This is a genomic window from Pseudomonas sp. ASL8, from assembly GCF_056680355.1.
This window is the reverse complement of sequence record NZ_CM155278.1, coordinates 5,069,709-5,089,708: the sequence shown is the minus strand read 5'-3', so window position 1 is coordinate 5,089,708 and position 20,000 is coordinate 5,069,709. Positions and strand designations below refer to the sequence as shown.

Here is a 20,000-nt window from a genome sequence, read left to right as displayed (position 1 = left end):
TGTCGTCGCGCTCGACAGGGCGCGACATTCACACTGATTGAGGATTCGATGATGTCGACTGTATTGCGTCCGGCCCTGAGCCTGATTGTGTTAATGACCTTGATCACCGGCGTGGCGTACCCGCTGGTGGTCACCGGTATTGCCCAGGTGGCGTTCCCTGATCAAGCCAATGGCAGCCTGTTGCGCGACGCCACTGGCAACGTGCGAGGTTCGGAACTGATCTCGCAGAATTTTACCGGTGATGGCTGGTTCCATTCGCGTCCCTCTGCCGGGGACTTTGCCACGGTGTCCAGTAGCGCCAGCAACCTCGGGCCGAGCAACCCGGCACTGGCCGCACGGGTCACAGAGGCTGTCGCCAGGGAACGGGTTGCGGGGCAGGGCGCGGTACCCCTGGCCTTGCTGACCACCTCTGGCAGCGGTCTTGATCCACACTTGCCACCTGCAGCCGTGGCCTATCAAATGGTGCGGGTGGCTGCTGCACGCAATCTGTCGGTAGAGACCCTGCAACGGTTGGTGGATGAAAACACCTATCGGCCACTGATTGGTCCACCCGTGGTAAACGTGTTGACCTTGAATCAAACCTTGAATGAGTTACCGTCTGCGCAATTGTGATGCGAGAACAAACTATGAGTAACGCTGGTCGAGCCGATGCACTGTTAGCTGATCTGCCCAAGGAGGGACGGGGGCGGCTCAAGGTGTTTCTCGGCGCCGCGCCGGGGGTGGGCAAGACTTACGCCATGCTCCAGGCGGCCCATGCACAGTTGCGCCAGGGCGTGCAGGTCGTGGCGGGGGTGGTGGAAACCCATGGCCGTGCCGAAACCGAAGCATTGCTCAGCGGTTTGCCACAACAACCGATGCTGCGTTCGGAATACCGTGGCGTCACCCTGGAGGAGATGGACCTGGACGGCCTGCTCAAGGCCGCACCGACACTGGTGCTGGTCGACGAGCTGGCGCACAGCAATGCTCCGGGCAGCCGCCACACCAAGCGTTGGCAAGACATTCAGGAATTGCTCGCGGCGGGGATCAACGTCTACACCACCGTCAACGTCCAGCATCTGGAAAGCCTTAATGATCAGGTGCGGGGCATCACCGGGGTGCTGGTCCGCGAAACATTGCCTGACTGGGTGTTGCAGGAAGCCTATGAACTGGTGCTGATCGACCTGCCTCCGCGTGAGCTACTGGAGCGGTTGCGTGACGGCAAGGTCTATGTGCCGGAGCAGGCCCGCGCCGCCATTGATGCGTTCTTCACCCAGACCAACCTGACGGCGTTGCGCGAGTTGGCGATGCAGACTGCGGCAGCTCAGGTCGATGATGACCTGGCCTTGGGTTACCGTCAGTTGGGTCAGGCCGCCCCCGCAGTACGCGGTCGACTGCTGGTTGGTATCGACGGTGATGCCCAGGCCGAGCGTCTGGTGCGACATGCCAGTCGCGTTGCGCAACGTCGGCATCTGCCCTGGAGCCTGGTGCATGTCGATAACGGCAAGGTCATCGATGAACAGGCCCGGATGCGCCTGCAAAATGCCCAACTACTGGCAGAGCGCCTTGGCGGCGAAGTGGTATTGCTGCGAGCAGGCGAAGTGGCAAAAACCCTGATCCAGCATGCAGCCGAGCGGCGTGCAAGTCTGGTGCTGGTGGGTCAATCGCGCCCGCGTTTGCGCAGACGGCTGTTTGGCGGTGGTCTGGCGACGCGCTTGCTGCGCGATGCCCATGGCCTGGAAATCAATGTACTCGACAGTGAGGCTCAGCACGATCAGCCGCGCTTGCATTCGACCCGCGCAGTCGCCTGGTTCGATTATGGTCTGGCATTGATTGCCACGGTTCTGGCCAGCGCCTTGGCCTGGGGGGTGGCGAGTGTGCTGGCGCTGCCGAACATCTCCTTGGTGTTCCTCGCGGCAGTGTTGCTGGTGGCGGTGCGCAGCAGTCTCGGTCCGGCGCTGGCCTGTGCGGCGTTGTCGTTCCTGGCCTACGACTTTCTCTTCATTCCACCGATATTCTCGTTCAGCATCCAGCGTGAAGAAGATGTGCTGACGCTGTTGTTCTTTCTCTTGATGGCGGCCTTGACCGGCAACCTGGCGGCCCGGCAGCGTCGGCAACTGCAGGCCTTGCGCGACACGCAGGAGGAAACCAGCGAACTGCTCGACCTGTCGCGCAAACTCACGGCCGCCACTGATCGTCAGGCGGTGTTGAGCGCCGCCGAGCAACATTTGAATGGCTGGAAAGAGCTACAGGTGTGCCTGCTCGATCGAGACGGGCAGGACGGCTGGAAGATCGAAGTCGGCAGCCCCTTGCAGCTTTCCGAGGCCGAACGCGCCGCAGCGGATTGGGCCTGGCAACACGATCAACCTGCTGGGTTGGGGACTGGCACTTTACCGCTGGGTCGTTGGTGGTGGTGGCCGTTGTCGATGGAAGAGGGGCCTTTGGCATTGCTCGGCGTCTGCCCACGTGAGGGGCAGCCATTTACCGACCAGCGTCGGCGCCTGCTGACCGCACTCAGCCAGCCGCTGGCGCAGGCGCTGGCCCGGGCGCAACTGGCTGATGAGCTGGAGGCTGCGCGTTTGCACGGTGAAACCGAACAGCTGCGCAGCGCTTTGTTGGCCTCGGTGTCCCACGACCTGCGCACCCCGTTGACCGCCATGCGCGGCGGGATCGACAGTTTGCTGGCATTGGGCGAGGCGATTTCGCTGGAAGACCGCCGCGAGTTGCTTGAAGGCACTCGTGACGAGGCCGAGCGTCTGGATCGTTATATCCAGAACTTGCTGGACATGACACGCCTGGGCCATGGCGCGTTGAAGCTGGCGCGGGATTGGGTGTCTCCTGGCGACATCGTCGGCAGCGCCCTCAACCGCTTGCGCACGGTGCTGGCGCCCTTGCAGGTCAGTACCCACGTGCCAGCGGAGTTGCCGCTGCTTTTCGTGCACGCCGCGTTGATCGAGCAGGCGCTGGTCAACGTGCTGGAAAATGCCGCACGTTTTTCGCCGTCGCAGGGTCGTTTGCGGGTGGAGGCTGGTGCCAGTGACAGCGAGTTGTTCTTCTCGGTAAGCGACGAAGGACCGGGAATTCCCGAAGCTGAGCGGGCGAAGATTTTCGATATGTTCTACACCGCTGCACGGGGTGACCGGGGTGGGCAGGGTACGGGCCTGGGCTTGGCGATCTGCCAGGGTATGGTGGGTGCTCACGGTGGAAGAATTACCGTCGCGGAAGGCATCGACGGGCGGGGTACCTGTATCACTTTGCACCTACCCCTGCAGACCCAGCCTGAAGCAGAAATAGAGCACGCGCGGTGATGGCGTCTTGGGTTACGCTTGTTTTTTATTGTGAAACGGCAAGGCAACCATGAGCCAGACCTCGACCATCCTGGTGATTGATGATGAGCCGCAGATACGCAAATTTCTGCGTATCAGCCTGGCCTCGCAAGGTTACAAAGTGCTTGAAGCCGGCAGCGGTACCGAAGGCTTGAGCCAGGCGGCGCTGAACAAACCGGACCTGCTGGTGCTTGACCTCGGCCTGCCGGACATGGACGGCCAGGACGTGCTGCGGGCGTTTCGTGAATGGTCGACAGTGCCGGTATTGGTGCTGTCGGTACGTGCGAGCGAGGGACAGAAAGTCCAGGCGCTGGACAACGGCGCCAACGATTACGTGACCAAACCGTTCGGTATTCAGGAGTTTCTGGCACGGGTCCGCGCATTATTGCGTCAGGCGCCCAGCGGTGAGGCACAGGAAGCAGCGCTGACATTCGGCCCGCTGACGGTAGACCTTGCCTATCGGCGGGTGTTGCTCGACGGCGTTGAAGTGGGGCTGACCCGCAAGGAATACGCGGTGCTGGCGCAACTGGCCCGGTATCCAGGGCGAGTCATCACCCAGCAGCAGTTACTCAAGGATATCTGGGGCCCAACCCATGCCGAAGACAGCCACTACCTGCGCATCGTCGTCGGCCATCTGCGCCAGAAACTGGCCGACGACCCGACTAATCCGCGTTTCATCGTGACTGAAGCCGGGGTGGGGTATCGGTTGCGGGAGCGTTAAATCTGCGGTGTCTGCAAGGACCTTTCGCCAACACGTTGGCTGCTCCGGCCAGAATCTGACTCCGCACTCTGGAACTGCGCCCTGTAACAATGCACCCGAACCATAATCAAGCATCTTCGTAACTCGGCGGGTTCGAACATGCATAGCTCCCTCAAGATCGCTTCAACCTTGGGCAACGATCGATCCAGCGGATGGGCCCGCTCAATACCGGAACCCGGAAGCAATAATCCTGTGCAACCGGGCAACTCTCGGAAAGCCTCAATACCAGGCTTGTCGATACTGATGGGTGATCTGTTCTAGCACCTCCCGCTCGTCGGCATCGCGAAGGCTGATCAGCGACAGGCCTTGTCGGTGGTATTGATCGGGATCAGCAGGGGGATGCTCTTCAAGTGCATCCATCTGTGCCCTGACCTGCGACGTCGCGTGTTCGACTTGCACCGCATTTTCAGCACGCAAGCGGGCATTCCACAACCGGTCGTTCACGGCAAAATCGAGAAACGCTGGCCCGGCTTCACGCTCAAGAATCAAACGTCTGGCGTCGAGTATCGCTTGAGGCGCGACATTGCTCAGTCCCTCCCACACCATACGCAGCGGTTGGCCGGGTAATGCCAGATATGAAGCCAGCCCGATGCGATAAGCCAGACGTACCTCGGCCTGATCGACGTGAACGCCGGTGGAGGTCTGTCGCCTGATCTCCACGTCAGCAATGGACCGAACCTGATCAAGCCGGAACATGCTTCTGATCACACTGAACAGTCGTTCTGTCTGCTGCTCGGCGGGCACACCCAGCAAGGCCGTGTGGGCGTAAACCGCTACTTGCATGTCACTGAAAATCAGTCTGGCACCGTCCTGGCAGGTCTGGTCAGGACCGAATAATCGATCACTGGCCATGATTTCAAGCTGCCCGCGCAATGGCGTATCGTCGGCGGCCGCTTCCAGCACGGTCATCACATCGTTAGCCAACTCCTCATGAAATTGCTGAAAGTCTGCGGTTTCTCTTAACCTGTGCAGCAGGTTCATCAAATTCGGCGCGTCGCCTTGCGTGTGGACCCGTTCCCATGCCGAGCGAATTCGCGAGTTGAGTTCGGCTCGCCCCTCAACAATCCAGCTATCGACGCAGGGCGGTGTTGTGTCGAACTCGGCACCACCAATCGAATGTGAATGAGTCGTGAACGGGCTGCCCGTTGAGCTTTGGCGGTCGTTGCTGTGCGCAGAGGGCAGGGCACGAATCTCCTCGGGAAACTCGAACTCCAGGGTGTACCGGCGGCCATACCCGGCGTTCAGCCAGTAAGCACGCAAATCGTCGGTATTGATCGGGTTGCCAGCAGCGAAAATTGTCGTGTGGTGAAAAGGGTCGAGCACGTTGTCGAGAATAACCTCAGGCAGCGAGGTGATGAGATTGTCACTGACATCCAGCTCCCGCAAATTCAACGCATCCACCCAGTGCGGCCAGCGCGTCAGCCCTGTGTCCCCCAGCGTCAGCTCGCTAAGTCGCAAGCGGCTTGTGTCGGTGAACTCGCCGACCACGTTGCCACGCAGGTTGAGCGATGACAGCTGGGGGATATCCATCAACAGGTTCATGGCGGACTGATCGATGGCAAGACCCTGCCCCGCCACCGACAGACTGTACAAATGCTCCAGTACGGCCAAGGCAGTTGGCAGTTCTTGCAATCCGCCGTCAACTATTGCCAGTCGAGTAAGCCCGCTGAATTGGCGCAACAGGCTGTCGAGCTGTTCGACATCCCCCAACATCGCTCGCAACGTGAGGAAGCGGATCTGACTGTACTGCGAAGGCAGATCAGGCAAATCTGCAAGATGTGTGAGGTCCAGGGACTCCAACAACAAGATGTCGGGCCCTCGGGGGGCGTCATCGTCGCTGTAGCGCCACGCCTGACACAGCGCGTCGGCAAATGTCTGGCGAGCTTGCTCACTGATCGGCACAGAGTGATTGCCTGACGGCACATTCGCAGGCATAGGCTCCACCCACGCGTCCAGCGCTGAATGCAAGGCCTGGTAGTCTTCAAGCCTGCGTTGCGTTGACAGGGTCAGCGTCTCCAGGTCCTCTCCGATCATCACAAACCAATCCACATGCGCCTGGACATTGGTGACCTCGGGAAACAGTGCAGTCATTGCATTGATCAGGTTTTGCTGAGGGTCCGCATGCCAGCCCGTTGCACCTCGACCTCGCCCACTCAGCAGATACCCCAGACGCCCGTCCGGCAGACGCGTCGGCATTTTAAACGCGGGCTTGGGTATCGATGGGGGAACGGCTGCTGGCGCATGGCTCAAGCGCGTCACGCCGTCGCGAGAACGGGCCGTGACCATTGCATCAATAAAAGAAGACGCTTTGATCGGCGGCACAAGCCCCGTTGACAATAAAGCAGCCCTGGACAATAACGCGGTCATGGCGACTGACTCCGCCACGCTGCTCAAATGCTCAAGTGCTTCAGTCATCTGGCCATGACTCCAGGCGTCAATGCCTTCAAATGTCTCCACCAGCCACTGACTGCCCGCCATGAGCAACATCGCCTCGCCCAGACCCGGTAAAACGATGCTTGCCAGGTTAAGCACGTCCATACCGTTTTCCAAAAAGCTCGCCAGCCGCTCCTTTCGCGACTTTTCGTTTTCATCACCGGTTGGCACTGCCAGGGCCCGTGCATCGTCCTTGATGCGCAGCATGTGCTGGAGATAAAAATAATCGGGCAGCTCACCTGCGATAGCGTTTTTTACTGCATTGAGATTAGCGCGCAGGTTTGGTTCACGCGCTTTGATCCTGGGTTTGATCAGGCCGCTGCTTCCCGGGATGGATCGTGTGACGTAGGGGTTCAGACAGTTTTCCAGACGGGCGAAAAACAGCGCCCTGCTGCGCAGCGGTATCAATTGCTTGAGATATTGGCGGTACTGCGGTGTTCTGGCGTTTTCCCGCAGTTGGTCCATGAACTCGCCGAAATGGGCGAACTCCTTCAGCGGCTCTGACGGCTGCGAAGGCATATAAACCACGCAAGCGTTTTGCCCGCGCCCCTGAAACACAAGCACGCCACGCAAACTGACCCCAAGCACCGTGAAGTACTGCAGCACGAAAGGTTTTCCACCCACTGTGGGCTTAACACCCGGCGTGTCCAGCGCCAAGATTGCGGTGTGAAAGGGCTTGGAAATCAACTCTTTCATGTAGGCGATATTTGCCTCCACTCGCAAGACGTCACGCTCGCGATTCACAAACAACGCTTTTACCTGCTCAAGATCAGGCTGCGACAGCTTGCTCTCCAGATAACGCTGGTAGCGCCCGCCCAAGTCTAGGCGTCGACACACCTCAATGAATTTTTTCGGGCTGACGCTCGCCGGTTCGACGCTCGGTAGATCCACCTCTCGCAATGCTGGATCGCGGTGATAGATCACCGAAGTCGATTCTTTCCCGGCCTCAATCGCTTCTTTCGCCTCAAAGTTTTGCAACGCTGCCTGCATCAGCGTTTGAACCCTTGATCGGTCAGGCGACCGACGTCCGTTCAATGATCCTTTTTTAAAACGTGCCTGAAAAAAACGGGCCTGTTCAGGATCCAGCCCCGGCCCAAACTCGTCGTCCAGCGCTTGGGTCAGCAGCGGTCGGGAGAACTCGAGCACACTCAGAACACCCGCTGAAAATTCGGCAAGCTGCGCCCGTGAAAGATGACTGGCCACCATGCTCTGCGTCAGAAGCCGCCGTTGCTGAGGGTGTGCTTTGATAAACCAGGGCGCGAGTCGTTCTTGAATGAATGCCTGATGAGGCTGTGGCTCCAGAGAGCGCATGGGCAATGTCCTTATTGCGTTGATTGAGCCGGTAGTCAATCAGGACACTGACGCAAAAAAGCTTAAATAGTTACCGTCGGCTGTCACGGCGATCACCTGGGATGCCGGGTTAATTGCGTGCAGGGTTAACATGCGCGGTCACGTCGTAGCCGAGCTCTGCATGACCATGACCCAGCACGCCCGGATAGAGCTGCACTCGTACCTGCAAACCGCACAGTGGTGGATTTCGCGCAGCGGCACGGCATTCAGATCACCTCATGCATGACGCTAGCCTACGGCGGAGTGCTGAAAGACCCGGTGCTCAGCCCTGGCAGCCTTGCGCCAAAGTCGGATTGATCGGCGGCGTCAGGCGCTTTTTATTCTGACCGGCGCAATTTTCTGTAGAGCCAACTTGTTGGAGAAGGGCTTTACATGGTCCATCTGATTCAACGATTACGTTCTTGTTCATACCGATCCAGCGTGTCCCGAGCGATCTCTCGCCCTAACGCGATCAGCTCCGGTGCTTTGTAGAACTCAAAGAACCGACACACGCGTTTGGGGACGTTGATCAGGATATCGGGCGGGTAACCGGCGATCTTGTACTGGGCCAGTGAGGTTTGCATAACCTCGAAACTCTGGTTGATTAAATCCAGCAAAGAGGCAGGGCCAACGTTGTCGATGATGAACGAACCACTGGCTGACTTCGGTGCCGGTCCAGCAGCGGGCTCGGCCTCCGGGGCTGCGGCGGGCTGCTGAGCTTGAGGGTCGGCGGCTTCCAGCCAAGGGTTGGGAAGCGTCGCAGAACTGGATTTGAGGCTGTCCTGTTCGAGTCGCAACACGTCGAGGTCCGTCGAGGGTTCGAGCTTGCGCCGGAACGGCAAGTGCGACCCCAACGAGTTGATCAGGTTGTCGAAACGCTTCTTCACCGCAGGCGCCCGTTCGATCACGGGTAGCTGATAGTGCTTCTGGTTGGTCGAGTTGAGGTTGACCGCAACAATCAGGTCACAGTGGCTCGAGACCACGGGCACGATGGGCAGCGGATTGAGCAGGCCGCCATCGACCAGCATCCGATTGCCCTGCATCACTGGCGTGAACAGGCTGGGGATCGCTGCAGAGGCACGCATGGCTTGGTGCAGGCAGCCTTCCTGAAACCAGATTTCTTGCTGATTGGTCAGGTCGGTGGCGACGGCGGTATAAGGAATTCGCAGGTCTTCGATATTGATTTCACCGACGATGTCACGAATCTGGCCGAACACTTTTTCCCCGCGAATCGCCCCCAGGCGGAAGCTGACATCCACCAGGCGCAGTACGTCGAGGTAATCCAGGCTTTCGATCCATTCACGGTATTCCTTGAGTTTGCCAGCGGCGTAGATACCGCCGACCACCGCACCCATGGAACAACCCGCTATGCAGGCGATGTCGTAACCGCGCCGTTCGAGCTCTTCAATGACCCCGATGTGTGCATAACCGCGTGCGCCACCAGACCCGAGCACCAGTGCTATTCGTTTGTTCATGTATGCTTTCCTGGTTGCAGTTGTTCCACCATACGCCCGAAGCGATCCCGCTGGAACTGGGTTACCCTTGCCAGCGCTTGGCCTGCGGCACTTTTTGCTGCCCGCACCGTCAAAGCCCGCACAATCGATTTTTATTTTTTTGAGGTAACACCGATGAAAGCCTGGATTTGCATACCATTGATTGCTTTGGTTCTCGCAGGTTGTGCCGGTAATAAAGCCGCGTATCGCGACAGCTGTGCGACCCAGATCGACGCCGCCTGGCACGAGCTGGACTTGGCCAAGGCTGAAGGCTTTGCCGGTACCGTCAGCTACTCCAAGGCACTGTCGCTGTTGACCGGGGCGAAAACCCAGCAGCAATTTGAAGCGTTCGAAGGCTGCGCCACTAAAGCCGAGAAAGCCCGTTTCTACATTCGTGAGTCTCGCGCCGGTCGCTAAACCACCTGCTAACCTCTCTACCAAAGCCATCGAGCGCTATCCGCGCTCGGTGGCTTTTGTGTTTAGGGTCTGGTTAAACAGGCCGGGCTGACCGTAAAGTGGCCACACATCTGGCATTGATTGCAGTGTTACCGCCACGACAGTCGTCTGGAGAAGCTTTTCGATGGTCAGAAAACTCGATGCGTGCCTCAACGCCGTGAATGAAGTGGTACTGGGCAAGGAAGCTCAGGTGCGTTTGGCCCTGACCTGTCTGTTGGGCGGTGGGCATTTGCTCATTGAGGATCTGCCGGGCATGGGCAAGACCACCCTTAGCCAAACCCTGGCCAAGGTGCTGGGGCTGAGCTTCCAGCGGATTCAATTCACGTCTGATTTGTTGCCCGGTGACATCCTCGGAACATCGGTCTTTGATCGGGAAACAGGGCAGTTTACCTTTCATCCAGGACCGATCTTCGCCGAACTGGTGTTGGCCGATGAAATCAACCGGGCCACGCCAAAAAGCCAGAGTGCATTGCTCGAAGCCATGGAGGAGGGCCAGGTGACTATCGAAGGCGCAACGCGGCCGTTGCCCGATCCTTTTTTTGTCATTGCCACACAAAATCCTTTCAGCCAAGGGGGCACTTTCGCCTTGCCTGAGTCACAGCTGGATCGTTTTCTCATGCGTCTGTCTTTGGGGTATCCGGCCAGGGCTGCGGAGAAAGCCTTGCTGCAGGGCGAGCCACGGCGAGATCTGTTGCCGCGCCTGCAAGCAATCCTCAACCATACTGAGTTAGCGGCCTTGCAAGCCGAAGCCCGGCAAGTGCGCGCCAGTGACGCGCTGGTCGACTATGTGCTGCGTCTGGTAGACGCCACCCGCAGCCAGCCACAGTTCGCTTGGGGCCTGTCGCCCCGCGCGAGTTTGGCGATTTTGGCGGCTGCGCGGGCCTGGGCCTTGTTGACAGGTCGTGACTATGTGATCCCTGAAGATGTTCAGGCGGTGCTGCCGTCAGTGATCAGTCACCGTTTACGCGAACGTTCCGATCCCACCGGGCATGGCGACGGGGCCTTGGTTCAATGGTTATTGCGCGAGGTGCCGGTGCTTTGATCGAACAGCTCAAACCGTTTTGGCAGCGCTGGCTGGTGCGGCGGATTCCCCCAGCCTCGCGTGTTGAATTGAACCACCGCCGAATCTTCATCATGCCCACCCGCGCCGGAGCGATCTTTGCGCTGGTGCTGATCCTGATGCTGTTGGTCGCGATCAACTACCAAAACAGCCTGGCCTACGGTTTGACCTTCCTCCTGCTGTCGGTGGCGGTGCTGGCCATTCTGCACACGTACCGTAACCTCAGCGGCCTGGTCCTCAGCTCAGGTACCGCCCGTTCGGTGTTCGTTGGCGAGCCTCTGTTGCTGCGCCTGCGCCTGGAAAGCATCGGCCAGCCGCATCAGGCGATTGCCGTGGGTTGGGATGTCAGTCAGTTGCAGGCATTCGATGTACCTGGCGCCGGACGGGTCGATGTTGAAGTCGGCCTGCCTGCCGTCGCGCGCGGTTGGCTGCGCGCGCCCCGGCTGCGGGTGGAAAGCGGCTTCCCGTTGGGCATTTTTTGCGCCTGGAGCTGGCTGGATCTGCAACAGTCGGTATTGATCTATCCACGGCCCTTGCCCGGCGCCATGCCGTTGCTGGTAGGGGCGCAACCCCATGCCGACGATCTGGGCCAGATAACGCAGGGCCCCGGCGTGGATGATTATCAAGGCCTGAAAGCGTATCAGCCGGGCGATTCACGGCGGCGCCTGCACTGGAAAGCCTACTCCCGCGGACAGGGCCTGCTGATCAAGGATTTTACTGACGTCAGCGGTCATGACTTGTGTCTGGACTTCATGGCCTTGGGTGGCGATATCGAAGAGCGCTTGTCGCGCCTTTGCTATTGGGTGCTGGAGTTATCCCAGCGTCACCAGCCTTTTGCATTGCGCCTGCCCGGTTTCCTCTTGGCGCCGGGCAGCGGCGATGAGCACCGAGAGGCCTGTCTGCAAGCATTGGCTTTATTTGGTAGTCGTCCATGAGCCGGAACCTGCCGATCCCGCGCTCCAGCCTGATCTGGCTGTTGGTGGCGCAGGCATTGGTAATGGTTCCGTATTTGCCGCACCTGCCGATCTGGATGATTGGTTTGTGGGTCGGTTGCAGTCTTTGGCGGGTGCAGATCGTGCGCATGCGCGCCGATTACCCAGGCACGCTGGTTAAATGCACGCTGTTGCTGGCGACAGCTGCCGGAGTGTTTTTTTCACGAGGCAGCCTGATCGGCCTGGATGCGGGTGCCGCGTTGCTGATGGCGGCCTTCATTCTGAAACTGCTCGAAATGCGTACTCGTCGTGATGCGCTGGTGCTGATTTTTCTTGGATTCTTTTGCGTGGTGGTGGGCTATCTGTTCGAGGACAGCCTGCTCTGGGCCGTCTTCACATTGCTCACGGTCAGCACGCTACTGGCGGCATTGATTGGCCTGCAACAGGCCGCGTTGGCGAGTAAACCGGTCAGCACCCTGAAACTGGCGCTTAAGCTGTTGCTACAGGCCGTGCCGTTGATGGTGCTGTTGTTCCTGTTCTTCCCCCGCCTGGAACCGCTGTGGTCACTGCCGCAGCCCAGCAACAAAGGCATCACAGGCCTGTCCGACAGCATGGCGCCGGGTGATATCGCACAGCTGAGCCGGTCGGCGGCGCTGGTGTTTCGTGCCAGCTTCGAGGGGCCGATACCACCGCACAGTCAGCTGTACTGGCGCGGCCTGAGTCTGGAGCAGTTCGATGGTCGACGCTGGTCCCAGTCGGGCAGGGCGATGGTCAGTCAGGCGCCAGACTGGCAAAAGCGCGGTGACCCGGTCACGTACAGCATCGTCATGGAGCCCAGCGGGCGACCCTGGTTACTGGCGTTGGACATTGGCGAAACCCGTCTGGCAGACGTACGTCAGATGAACGATTTTCGCCTGCAGCGTCGCCACCCCATCGAGCAGACCTTGCTGTATGGCGTCAGCTCGTGGCCGAACGCGGTTCGCGAAACGCAGCTAAGCGAAGGCGCCGTACGCCAAAATCTGCAACTGCCACCTCGCGGCAATCCCCAGGCCCGGCAATGGGCTGCAGATTTGAGCCGCCGTCATCCGCATGCCGACGCGTTGGTCGACGCGATGATGGCGCATTTCAGCGATGAACCCTACCACTACACCCTGAAGCCGCCGGTGCTGGGCGCAGACAGCATCGATGACTTTCTCTTCAGCAGCCGCAGTGGTTTCTGCGCCCATTACGCGGGTGCAATGACCTTTGTCCTGCGTGCGGCGGGGATTCCGGCACGGGTAGTGGCCGGCTATCAAGGCGGTGAGCTTAATCCGGACGGCCAGTACCTGAGCGTGCGCCAGTTCGATGCCCACGCCTGGGTTGAATACTGGCAACCGGGGGTCGGTTGGCGAAGCGTGGACCCCACAGCCGCCGTCGCCCCGCAACGGATTGAGCAGGGTCTGGAGCAGGCCCTGGCCGCAGATGAGCCGTTTCTCGAAAATGCGCCTTTTTCAACCCTACGTTACCGAAACTTGCCATGGCTCAATTCGCTGCGATTAAGTTGGGATAGTCTCAACTATGGCTGGCAGCGCTGGGTGCTGGGTTATCAGGGGCAGCAGCAAGTGCTGGTGCTCAGTCGCTGGTTTTCTGGCTTCGACGGTGCGGCGTTTTTCGGCGGTGCTGCAGCGATCATAGGGCTATTGGCCCTGTGGTTGTTCAAGCCCTGGCAGCGCGAAAGCGACCCGCAACTCCGATTATTCAAGGCATTTGAGCGATTATTGGCGCGACACGGTGTGCGTCGTCGGCAAGCAGAGGGTGCACATGATTTTTCCCGGCGAGCGGCCCTGCAGTTTCCGGCGCACGCTACGGCTATCCTGGCCTTCGTCATCGAATTCGAAGCCCAGCGTTATGCTGGCAAGACGCAGTCGTTGACACCACTGCGGCGACAATTGAAGCAATTACGGCGAAGTCTGCCATGGCGATTTTCAACAATAAAAGTCGAAGAGGAGCAATAGCATGTCTGAACGGGTGGATCGTCTTGTCGCTCAGGTGTTGACCCTTGAGGTCAAACTCATGGCCTGTCATGCGCGGTTGACCGCCGAGACGGACAGTGAGGCGCTGCATGACCTGCGGATCACCGTACGGCGCTTGCGCAGCCTGTTGCGACCGTTGCGTGACTTGCCGGGCGTAGAACAGCTCGAAGCTGCGGCCAAAGAGGTGGGGCAGTTGACCACGCCGTTGCGTGACAAGGAGGTGCTGGCCGCCTGGCTGCATCAACAGGGCATGATTCAAGCGGCGAAACAGCGTAGCGATTCATTGAGCGAAGCCTATGCCTCCGTCGCAACCTCTCCGGCACTGGCTCGACTGTTTAGCGTGCTGGAGGCTTTCCCTCGTTTTGTTCGCGCGTCACAGCATCAGAAGTTATTGGGTGGTTTGCACACGCGTATTGAAAAGCGCCTGAACAAACAATGGAAGAAGCTCAGGGCCGCGATGAATGATCCTGAGCATGATCGCCATCGTCTGCGCCTGTTGATCAAGCGCGTGCGCTACGGCGCCGAGGCGTACCCGGACTTGACCCATTCCAGCAAAAAAATCCAGGCCAGCCTGAAGGCTGCGCAGGGTGAACTGGGCACCTGGCACGACCATCTGCAATGGCTGACGCGGGCCGAGCAAGAACACGATCTGGCACCGTGTGTGGTGGGGTGGCATTTGGGGATTGTGCGTGCGGAACGCAAAGCCGACGCGGCGCTGGAGCGCTTGGGTCGGGTGTGTTTTGGTCGTTAGGTCGAATTCAGGCCGCAGTTTGGCGTAAATGAACCCTGCGGATCGGCACCGTGCTGGTTAAGATCCATGCAGCGTTTTTTATCCCGTTTACAGGCATGAGGTCTGCATGAGCTTTTCTGACTTGGTTGACGCCGTACGTGACAATCCCCTGTCCGTGGTCATTCCCGCTGAATGGTCGCAAGGTCGCGCCTGTTTTGGCGGGTTGATGGCCGCGTTGCAGTTTGAGGCAATGCGCGCAAAGGTCCCGGCGGATCGGCCGATTCGCTCATTGGCTATCACATTTGTCGGTCCTGCCGAGTCGGGTGTGCCGATCAGCTTCGACGTGGAAGTGTTGCGTGAAGGCAAAGCGGTCAGCCAGGTGCTGGGGCGTGCCACTCAGAACGGTCAGGTCATGACCCTGGTTCAAGGCAGCTTCGGCGCGCCCCGTGAGTCGACGATTGCAGTCCAGTCTTTGCCCGCACCCACCCTGAAACCGATGGAAGACTGTCAGGAGTTGCCCTTTATCAAGGGTGTAACGCCTGAGTACCTGCGCTTTATGGCCATGCGCTGGGGCCTGGGCGGCTTGCCTTTCAGCAATACACCGTCGATGGAAATCGGTGGGTATGTGCGTATGCGCGGTGAGGTCAAAGAAGAATGCCTGACCGAAGCGCATCTATTGGCGTTGGTCGACACGTGGCCGCCTGCTTTGCTGCCGCATTTGAGTAAGCCTGCGCCCGGAAGCTCACTGACCTGGACCATCGAGTTCGTGCAGCCGCTGCCCGTGGTAAGCACGTTGGAGTGGTGTGTGTATCGGGCAGTGATCGAGCATGCCCGCGATGGTTACGGGCATACCGCTTCTGCATTGTGGTCGCCTCAGGGTGAGTTGATCGCGATCAGCCGGCAGACGGTCACCGTGTTTGGCTAAGTTTGTTTTAACCGCTGACGTCAATGACGGTGGCGATGGCGTTCTTTCCAGGCTCGCCACCAGCCGCCGCTGAGCACGAAGCGTGGGAAGGTCACGAGCTGCTCGACCAGCAAACGCTGGAGCGCATCGTTGCGATCAGTGAAAGGCTCCGGCGATTGCGCTTCAAGTGAATGGCCGTGGCGCTGAAAACCCAGCGCCGCGATCAGGCCGATCACTCCAATGGCAATCGATGAAAAGCTTAGGCCGAGCAGCCCGTCAACGATCAGTAGCGCCGCAATAATGAACAGCGGCACGGCGATCAAATGCAACGCCAGATTGGTCGGGTGCCGATGGTTATCGGCATAACCGCGCCATTGCCACGTGCGGAGATTGGGAAGTCGCTTGCCCATGCTGCAGTCCTCTTCGAAACACCGTTCAGATGCTCGAAGAATAGGCTGCGCCCCGGTTGTCAGCGAATCAAACCTGACTATGAGGCTCATAGCGTGGGCGTGGGCGTAGGCGCTAAAGCTTGAGCTGGCCGATGGCGCGGTTCAGCTCGCCTGCCAGGGTGGCCAGCTCGCCGCTGGTTGTGGCTGACTCGACGGTCTGTTGCACGGTTTGTTCGGTCACATCGCGAATGCTCACCACGGCCCGGTTCATTTCTTCTGCCACTTGGCTTTGCTGCTGGGCTGCCACGGCTATCTGGGTATTGCTTTCGCGCATTTGTGCCACTGCGCCAGTGATAGCCTCCAGCGCGTCCCCGGCTTCCTTCGCCTGTTGCACGCAGTCATCGGCCTTGAACGAGCTTTCTTGCATGAAGTCCACCGCGTCACGGGTGCCAGCCTGTAGGGCGGAGACCATGCTGGTGATCTCATCGGTCGAGGTCTGCACCCGTTTGGCGAGGTTACGGACTTCGTCGGCAACTACCGCAAATCCACGGCCCATCTCGCCGGCGCGCGCGGCTTCGATGGCGGCGTTGAGGGCCAGCAGGTTGGTCTGTTCGGCGATGCTGTGGATGACGTTAACCACACCGTTGATTTTCTGACTGTCCTGAGCCAGTTGCTGGATCATCTCTGCAGTCTGCTGCACCCCGTTGGAGAGCCCGGCGATTGACAGCTGTACACGATTGACCACTTCTCTGCCGCTGCCGGCCAGTGAATCGGCAGTCTGTGACTGGTCGCGGGTAGCGTTGGCGTGCTGAGAAATATGAAACACCGTGGCGGTCATTTCGTTGATCGCCGTCGCAACCTGATCCGTCTCGCTTTGCTGGCCGAGCATGCCGTGGCGGACTTCGCTCATGCCTGCCGCCAGACGTCCAGCGCCCTCATCAAGGCGTGCCGCCGTCTGGGCCACGGTATTGACCACGCGTTGGTAGCCGGCTTGCATTGCATTGAATGCCTTGGCCATCTGGCCCACTTCATCTTCGCCGATCAAGGGCACGCGAGCAGACAGGTCGCCGCTTTTTTCTACGTGCAGCATCACGTCCTTGAGGGTGTTGAGGTGGCTGAGCAGAAAACGGATCAGCAACTGCGAGGCCCCCAGCATGGCCAGTGTCAGGATGAACACAGCGATGGCGTACTGGGCGAAGCGATCTGCCAGAACTTGCATCAGACTTGGCGCGAAAGCCAGCACCGCCAGCTTTTGACCATCGGGTCGCGTGACCACTTGAGCACCGATCAGTGGATCGTCCCCCACCAGCGGCTGGTGGCTTAACTCGATCCAGCCGTTGGCATTGCTCAACTCAGGCAAAGCTTGCCCTTTCACGCTGGGAGCTTGACCCTGGGTATAGACCAGCAGATTGGCGCCGGTGGGCAGCGCTTGAGTGCCAGGCCAGGCACTGAGCAGGTGAGCCTGAGCCTGGGCTGAACCTTGCGCATCCTCCACCCGGGCTTGTTGTTCAAGCTGCAAGGCGTACTGCACCAACATCAACGTGGTGATAAAAGCGACCGCGTTCACGGCCCAGAACTTGTACTTCAAAGAAACGTTGCTAAGCCAGGCGCCCATGAGAGGTCTTCTTTTTGATTCGCGGAAATGAATTTAGGCAAGGTGCCAGCATTGTGCCGCCAATCTTTAGACGATCATTTGATATGGGTCAAGCAAATACTAGGGCTTAGTAGGCCCGGGGCTATCGGTCAGCTTCGACGCTGTCCGGTTCTATCCATGTCGGCAAGGCAAAAAAGGTGCGGGCGCACGCGGTGGTATGGGCGGAAAGGTCTTCCAGGCTTTCGCCCCGGTGCAACGCAACTTCACGCAGTACTTCAGGCAAGTAGGCGGGTTCGTTGCGTCCACTTTTCGGTTTGGGTCGCAGGCTGCGCGGGAGCAGGTAAGGGGCATCGCTTTCCAGCATCAACCGGCCACGGGGGATTTCCCGGACCAATGGGTGCAGATGAGTGCCGCGTCGTTCATCGCAAATCCAGCCGGTGATGCCGATGTGCAGGTCCAGGTCCAAATAGCTGAACAGTGCACGTTGCTCACCCGTGAAGCAGTGCACCACGGCAGCAGGCAGGCGGTCGCGATAATCGCGGAGGATCTCCAGCAAGCGCTGGTTGGCATCGCGCTCATGCAGGAACACTGGCAATTGCAGCTCTACAGCCAGGGCCAGATGTTCTTCGAGGACTTTTTCCTGCTGTGGACGCGGCGAGAAATCGCGGTTGAAATCCAGCCCGCATTCGCCGACGGCCCGCACTCGATCTTCTTTTAGCAAAGCACGCAACTGGCGCTCGGTATCGGAGGTCCAATCGCTGGCTGCGTGGGGGTGAATCCCCGCCGTGGAGAACAACCGTTGCGTTGTTTCGTCCAATTGTTCACAGAGCTCAAGGGCCTGTTCGCTGCTCTCGACACTGGTCCCGGTCAACACCAGTTGGCACACGCCGGACTGGTAGGCGCGATCGAGTACGGCCTGCTGTTTATTGGCAAAGCTTGAGTTAGTCAGATTGACGCCGATGTCGATGAGTTGCATGGTGCTACCTCAGGCCTAAGACTGATGAGAATATCAGAGCTTTGCCGATATAAAAAAATCCAGTTAATACAGCTGGTTATAAAAACTTATTGAAGTGTTTTCACCGCTGCGGTTCGCCGTCACTCCGCAGATATCACAGGCTTTGGACTTTTTGCGGCTTCTTTTTTGGCACGCATTCCCCTGGAGAACGGATGACGCGACCCTCATTATTGATCGTGCTTTGTTTGTTGGCGTTGCTGCCACTTCCTGCGGCTGCGCGACTTGCCGGGCCGCCTGTGGTGGTGCACAAAAGCCAGGTACGCGATCTGGCGGCTATCCGTAGCAGTAAGGTGCTGCGGGTGCTGGTCAACCAGAGTCGTAACAGCTCCGGTGAAGTCCAGGGCGAGGCGATTGGGGGTGAATATCACCGGCTGCGCGCCTTCGAGCAATACCTCAATGGCCATTCGCGTGACGGGCAACAACTCACGCTGCAAATCATCCCCAAATCCAAGGATCAATTGCTCGCGGCATTGCAACGCGGTGAAGGCGATCTGGTCGCGCCGGGAGAGTTGCTCAACACCAGCGCTGCACGGAATATTGATGCCAGTGACCCGATTGTCAGCCATGTGCCGCTGATCGTGGTCGGTATCAAGGGTGAGCGCGGTTTCAAGCACGTCGAGCAGTTGTCCGGACACACGCTGACGCTGTCCACTGGCAGCGCGGCCGACGAGGCGGTTCATCAGCTCAACCAGAAGCTGGCATTGCGCAAACTGCCGCCGATCAAGATCGAATGGGTTGATCCCAGCCTCGCGGTTGAAGATGTCCTGGAAATGATCCAGGCCGGAATCTTTCACCTGACGGTTGTCGAACAGCCGATTGCCGAGCGCTGGGCCAAGGTCCTGCCCAAGCTGCGAGTGGATCGGACGTTGGTTTTGAGCACCGGTGGTGACATGAACTGGTACGTGCGCCGCGACGCATCAATGTTGCGTGCGAGTATTGACCGCTTTCTCAAGACTTACCGTGTTCCGGCGGATCAGGATGCGGCGTTTCAGCGGGTCTACCAACGTCTGTATCAGGTGCACAATCCTTTGGCTCGCGACGACCGTCAGCGGTTGGAAAAACTGCGGCCGATCCTGCAGCGCACTGCGGACGAGCAGGGCATGGATTGGCTTAACCTGGCCGCCTTGGCCTTCAAGGAGTCGGCGCTGGACCCCGCTGTGAAAGGGGGCAGCGGCGCAACGGGGTTGCTGCAAATCACCCCGTCGGCGGCGCAGCGAGTGGGCGTGGACAATATTCAAAGCGTGGACAGTAATGTTCAGGCCGGTGCCAGGTACCTGACCCTGATCCGACGCAAATTTTTTTCCAGCTCCCGCGTCAACGAACGTGAACGCATGGCGTTCGTCCTGGCGGCTTACAACCTTGGGCCGGAGAGAGTGCAGAGCATGCGTACCGAAGCGCGACGACGTGGGCTGAATCCGAATCAGTGGTTTTTTCAGGTTGAGCGAATCGCCATGGAGCAGGCGGGAGTGGGCGTCGTCAGCTATGTTAACAGCGTCAACAAGTATTACCTGGCGTTTGATCGCGAGCGGGAGGCTTTGGAGGCGCAGCCGCAGAAGGGCGAGATGAGAACGCTTACGCCACGTAAATGATC

At 59.2% G+C, this 20,000-nt stretch carries 15 protein-coding genes; 10 read left to right on the top strand and 5 right to left on the bottom strand.

The features are described from left to right. Window positions 1-51: 51 nt before the first annotated feature. The 3 genes from kdpC to AC1MEA_RS23335 are packed head-to-tail and all read left to right on the top strand — an operon-like array spanning window position 52 to window position 4,023. Entirely contained in the window at window positions 52-612 is a 561-nt protein-coding gene (gene kdpC / locus AC1MEA_RS23345; protein ID WP_219060305.1) for a potassium-transporting ATPase subunit KdpC, read from the top strand. A 14-nt stretch (window positions 613-626) separates the two neighbouring features. Next, a complete protein-coding gene (locus tag AC1MEA_RS23340) occupies window positions 627-3,284 on the top strand; it encodes a DUF4118 domain-containing protein (protein WP_480417538.1) in 2,658 nt (885 codons plus the stop codon). Window positions 3,285-3,333: 49 nt separating this feature from the next. After that, window positions 3,334-4,023: a response regulator gene (locus tag AC1MEA_RS23335; protein WP_219060300.1), complete on the top strand. Its 690-nt coding sequence runs from the start codon at window positions 3,334-3,336 to the stop codon at window positions 4,021-4,023. A 258-nt stretch (window positions 4,024-4,281) separates the two neighbouring features. Here the strand turns inward: AC1MEA_RS23335 and AC1MEA_RS23330 are convergent, their stop codons facing one another. Together AC1MEA_RS23330 and AC1MEA_RS23325 are read right to left on the bottom strand one after the other, a co-directional pair. Next, window positions 4,282-7,806 carry an NEL-type E3 ubiquitin ligase domain-containing protein gene (locus AC1MEA_RS23330; protein ID WP_480417537.1) on the bottom strand — a complete coding sequence of 1,175 codons (3,525 nt, stop codon included), beginning with the start codon at window positions 7,804-7,806 and terminating at the stop codon, window positions 4,282-4,284. A 425-nt stretch (window positions 7,807-8,231) separates the two neighbouring features. Beyond that, window positions 8,232-9,299, bottom strand: a complete 1,068-nt coding sequence (locus tag AC1MEA_RS23325) for a patatin-like phospholipase family protein (RefSeq protein ID WP_219060297.1) — start codon at window positions 9,297-9,299, stop codon at window positions 8,232-8,234. 153 nt (window positions 9,300-9,452) lie between these two features. On the opposite strand from AC1MEA_RS23325, the gene AC1MEA_RS23320 reads away from it, so the two are divergent. From AC1MEA_RS23320 to AC1MEA_RS23295, 6 genes are all read left to right on the top strand, one after another. Further along, complete coding sequence (locus AC1MEA_RS23320) at window positions 9,453-9,734, top strand: hypothetical protein (RefSeq protein WP_219060295.1); 282 nt, start codon at window positions 9,453-9,455, stop codon at window positions 9,732-9,734. 163 nt (window positions 9,735-9,897) lie between these two features. Continuing rightward, window positions 9,898-10,815: an AAA family ATPase gene (locus AC1MEA_RS23315; RefSeq protein WP_480417536.1), complete on the top strand. Its 918-nt coding sequence runs from the start codon at window positions 9,898-9,900 to the stop codon at window positions 10,813-10,815. Then, window positions 10,785-11,768, top strand: coding sequence for a DUF58 domain-containing protein (locus tag AC1MEA_RS23310; RefSeq protein ID WP_449633553.1), 984 nt, complete (start codon window positions 10,785-10,787; stop codon window positions 11,766-11,768). Before AC1MEA_RS23315 ends, AC1MEA_RS23310 begins: the two co-directional genes overlap by 31 nt. Next, the gene (locus AC1MEA_RS23305) at window positions 11,765-13,759 is read left to right on the top strand and encodes a transglutaminase TgpA family protein (RefSeq protein WP_480417535.1); all 1,995 of its coding nucleotides are present in this window, start codon (window positions 11,765-11,767) and stop codon (window positions 13,757-13,759) included. The genes AC1MEA_RS23310 and AC1MEA_RS23305 overlap by 4 nt, the downstream gene beginning before the upstream one ends. A 1-nt stretch (window position 13,760) precedes the next feature. Then, on the top strand, window positions 13,761-14,528 hold the full coding sequence (locus AC1MEA_RS23300) for a CHAD domain-containing protein (RefSeq protein ID WP_219060291.1): 768 nt from the start codon (window positions 13,761-13,763) through the stop codon (window positions 14,526-14,528). 106 nt (window positions 14,529-14,634) lie between these two features. Further along, a complete protein-coding gene (locus tag AC1MEA_RS23295) occupies window positions 14,635-15,432 on the top strand; it encodes an acyl-CoA thioesterase (RefSeq protein ID WP_219060290.1) in 798 nt (265 codons plus the stop codon). A gap of 20 nt (window positions 15,433-15,452) precedes the next feature. Here AC1MEA_RS23295 and AC1MEA_RS23290 read toward each other — a convergent pair whose 3' ends face one another. The 3 genes from AC1MEA_RS23290 to AC1MEA_RS23280 all read right to left on the bottom strand — a co-directional run bounded on the left by AC1MEA_RS23290 (window position 15,453) and on the right by AC1MEA_RS23280 (window position 18,370). After that, a complete protein-coding gene (locus AC1MEA_RS23290; protein WP_219060289.1) occupies window positions 15,453-15,821 on the bottom strand; it encodes an Mpo1-like protein in 369 nt (122 codons plus the stop codon). A 112-nt stretch (window positions 15,822-15,933) separates the two neighbouring features. Next, window positions 15,934-17,415 carry a methyl-accepting chemotaxis protein gene (locus tag AC1MEA_RS23285; RefSeq protein ID WP_219060288.1) on the bottom strand — a complete coding sequence of 494 codons (1,482 nt, stop codon included), beginning with the start codon at window positions 17,413-17,415 and terminating at the stop codon, window positions 15,934-15,936. 121 nt (window positions 17,416-17,536) lie between these two features. Then, complete coding sequence (locus tag AC1MEA_RS23280) at window positions 17,537-18,370, bottom strand: TatD family hydrolase (protein WP_219060286.1); 834 nt, start codon at window positions 18,368-18,370, stop codon at window positions 17,537-17,539. 191 nt (window positions 18,371-18,561) lie between these two features. On the opposite strand from AC1MEA_RS23280, the gene AC1MEA_RS23275 reads away from it, so the two are divergent. Further along, window positions 18,562-19,998 carry an MltF family protein gene (locus AC1MEA_RS23275; RefSeq protein ID WP_219060283.1) on the top strand — a complete coding sequence of 479 codons (1,437 nt, stop codon included), beginning with the start codon at window positions 18,562-18,564 and terminating at the stop codon, window positions 19,996-19,998. Window positions 19,999-20,000: the final 2 nt, after the last annotated feature.

What these genes read in the sequence shown, in the direction of transcription:
- AC1MEA_RS23335 (WP_219060300.1), top strand. Translation starts at nt 3,334, where the DNA reads ATGAGCCAGACCTCGACCATCCTGGTGATTGATGATGAGCCGCAGATA.
- AC1MEA_RS23305 (WP_480417535.1), top strand. Translation starts at nt 11,765, where the DNA reads ATGAGCCGGAACCTGCCGATCCCGCGCTCCAGCCTGATCTGGCTGTTG.
- AC1MEA_RS23300 (WP_219060291.1), top strand. Translation starts at nt 13,761, where the DNA reads ATGTCTGAACGGGTGGATCGTCTTGTCGCTCAGGTGTTGACCCTTGAG.
- AC1MEA_RS23325 (WP_219060297.1), bottom strand. Translation starts at nt 9,299, where the DNA reads ATGAACAAACGAATAGCACTGGTGCTCGGGTCTGGTGGCGCACGCGGT.
- AC1MEA_RS23310 (WP_449633553.1), top strand. Translation starts at nt 10,785, where the DNA reads ATGGTTATTGCGCGAGGTGCCGGTGCTTTGATCGAACAGCTCAAACCG.
- AC1MEA_RS23315 (WP_480417536.1), top strand. Translation starts at nt 9,898, where the DNA reads ATGGTCAGAAAACTCGATGCGTGCCTCAACGCCGTGAATGAAGTGGTA.
- AC1MEA_RS23330 (WP_480417537.1), bottom strand. Translation starts at nt 7,806, where the DNA reads ATGCGCTCTCTGGAGCCACAGCCTCATCAGGCATTCATTCAAGAACGA.
- AC1MEA_RS23275 (WP_219060283.1), top strand. Translation starts at nt 18,562, where the DNA reads ATGACGCGACCCTCATTATTGATCGTGCTTTGTTTGTTGGCGTTGCTG.
- AC1MEA_RS23320 (WP_219060295.1), top strand. Translation starts at nt 9,453, where the DNA reads ATGAAAGCCTGGATTTGCATACCATTGATTGCTTTGGTTCTCGCAGGT.
- AC1MEA_RS23295 (WP_219060290.1), top strand. Translation starts at nt 14,635, where the DNA reads ATGAGCTTTTCTGACTTGGTTGACGCCGTACGTGACAATCCCCTGTCC.
- AC1MEA_RS23340 (WP_480417538.1), top strand. Translation starts at nt 627, where the DNA reads ATGAGTAACGCTGGTCGAGCCGATGCACTGTTAGCTGATCTGCCCAAG.
- AC1MEA_RS23285 (WP_219060288.1), bottom strand. Translation starts at nt 17,415, where the DNA reads ATGGGCGCCTGGCTTAGCAACGTTTCTTTGAAGTACAAGTTCTGGGCC.
- AC1MEA_RS23280 (WP_219060286.1), bottom strand. Translation starts at nt 18,370, where the DNA reads ATGCAACTCATCGACATCGGCGTCAATCTGACTAACTCAAGCTTTGCC.
- AC1MEA_RS23290 (WP_219060289.1), bottom strand. Translation starts at nt 15,821, where the DNA reads ATGGGCAAGCGACTTCCCAATCTCCGCACGTGGCAATGGCGCGGTTAT.
- kdpC (WP_219060305.1), top strand. Translation starts at nt 52, where the DNA reads ATGTCGACTGTATTGCGTCCGGCCCTGAGCCTGATTGTGTTAATGACC.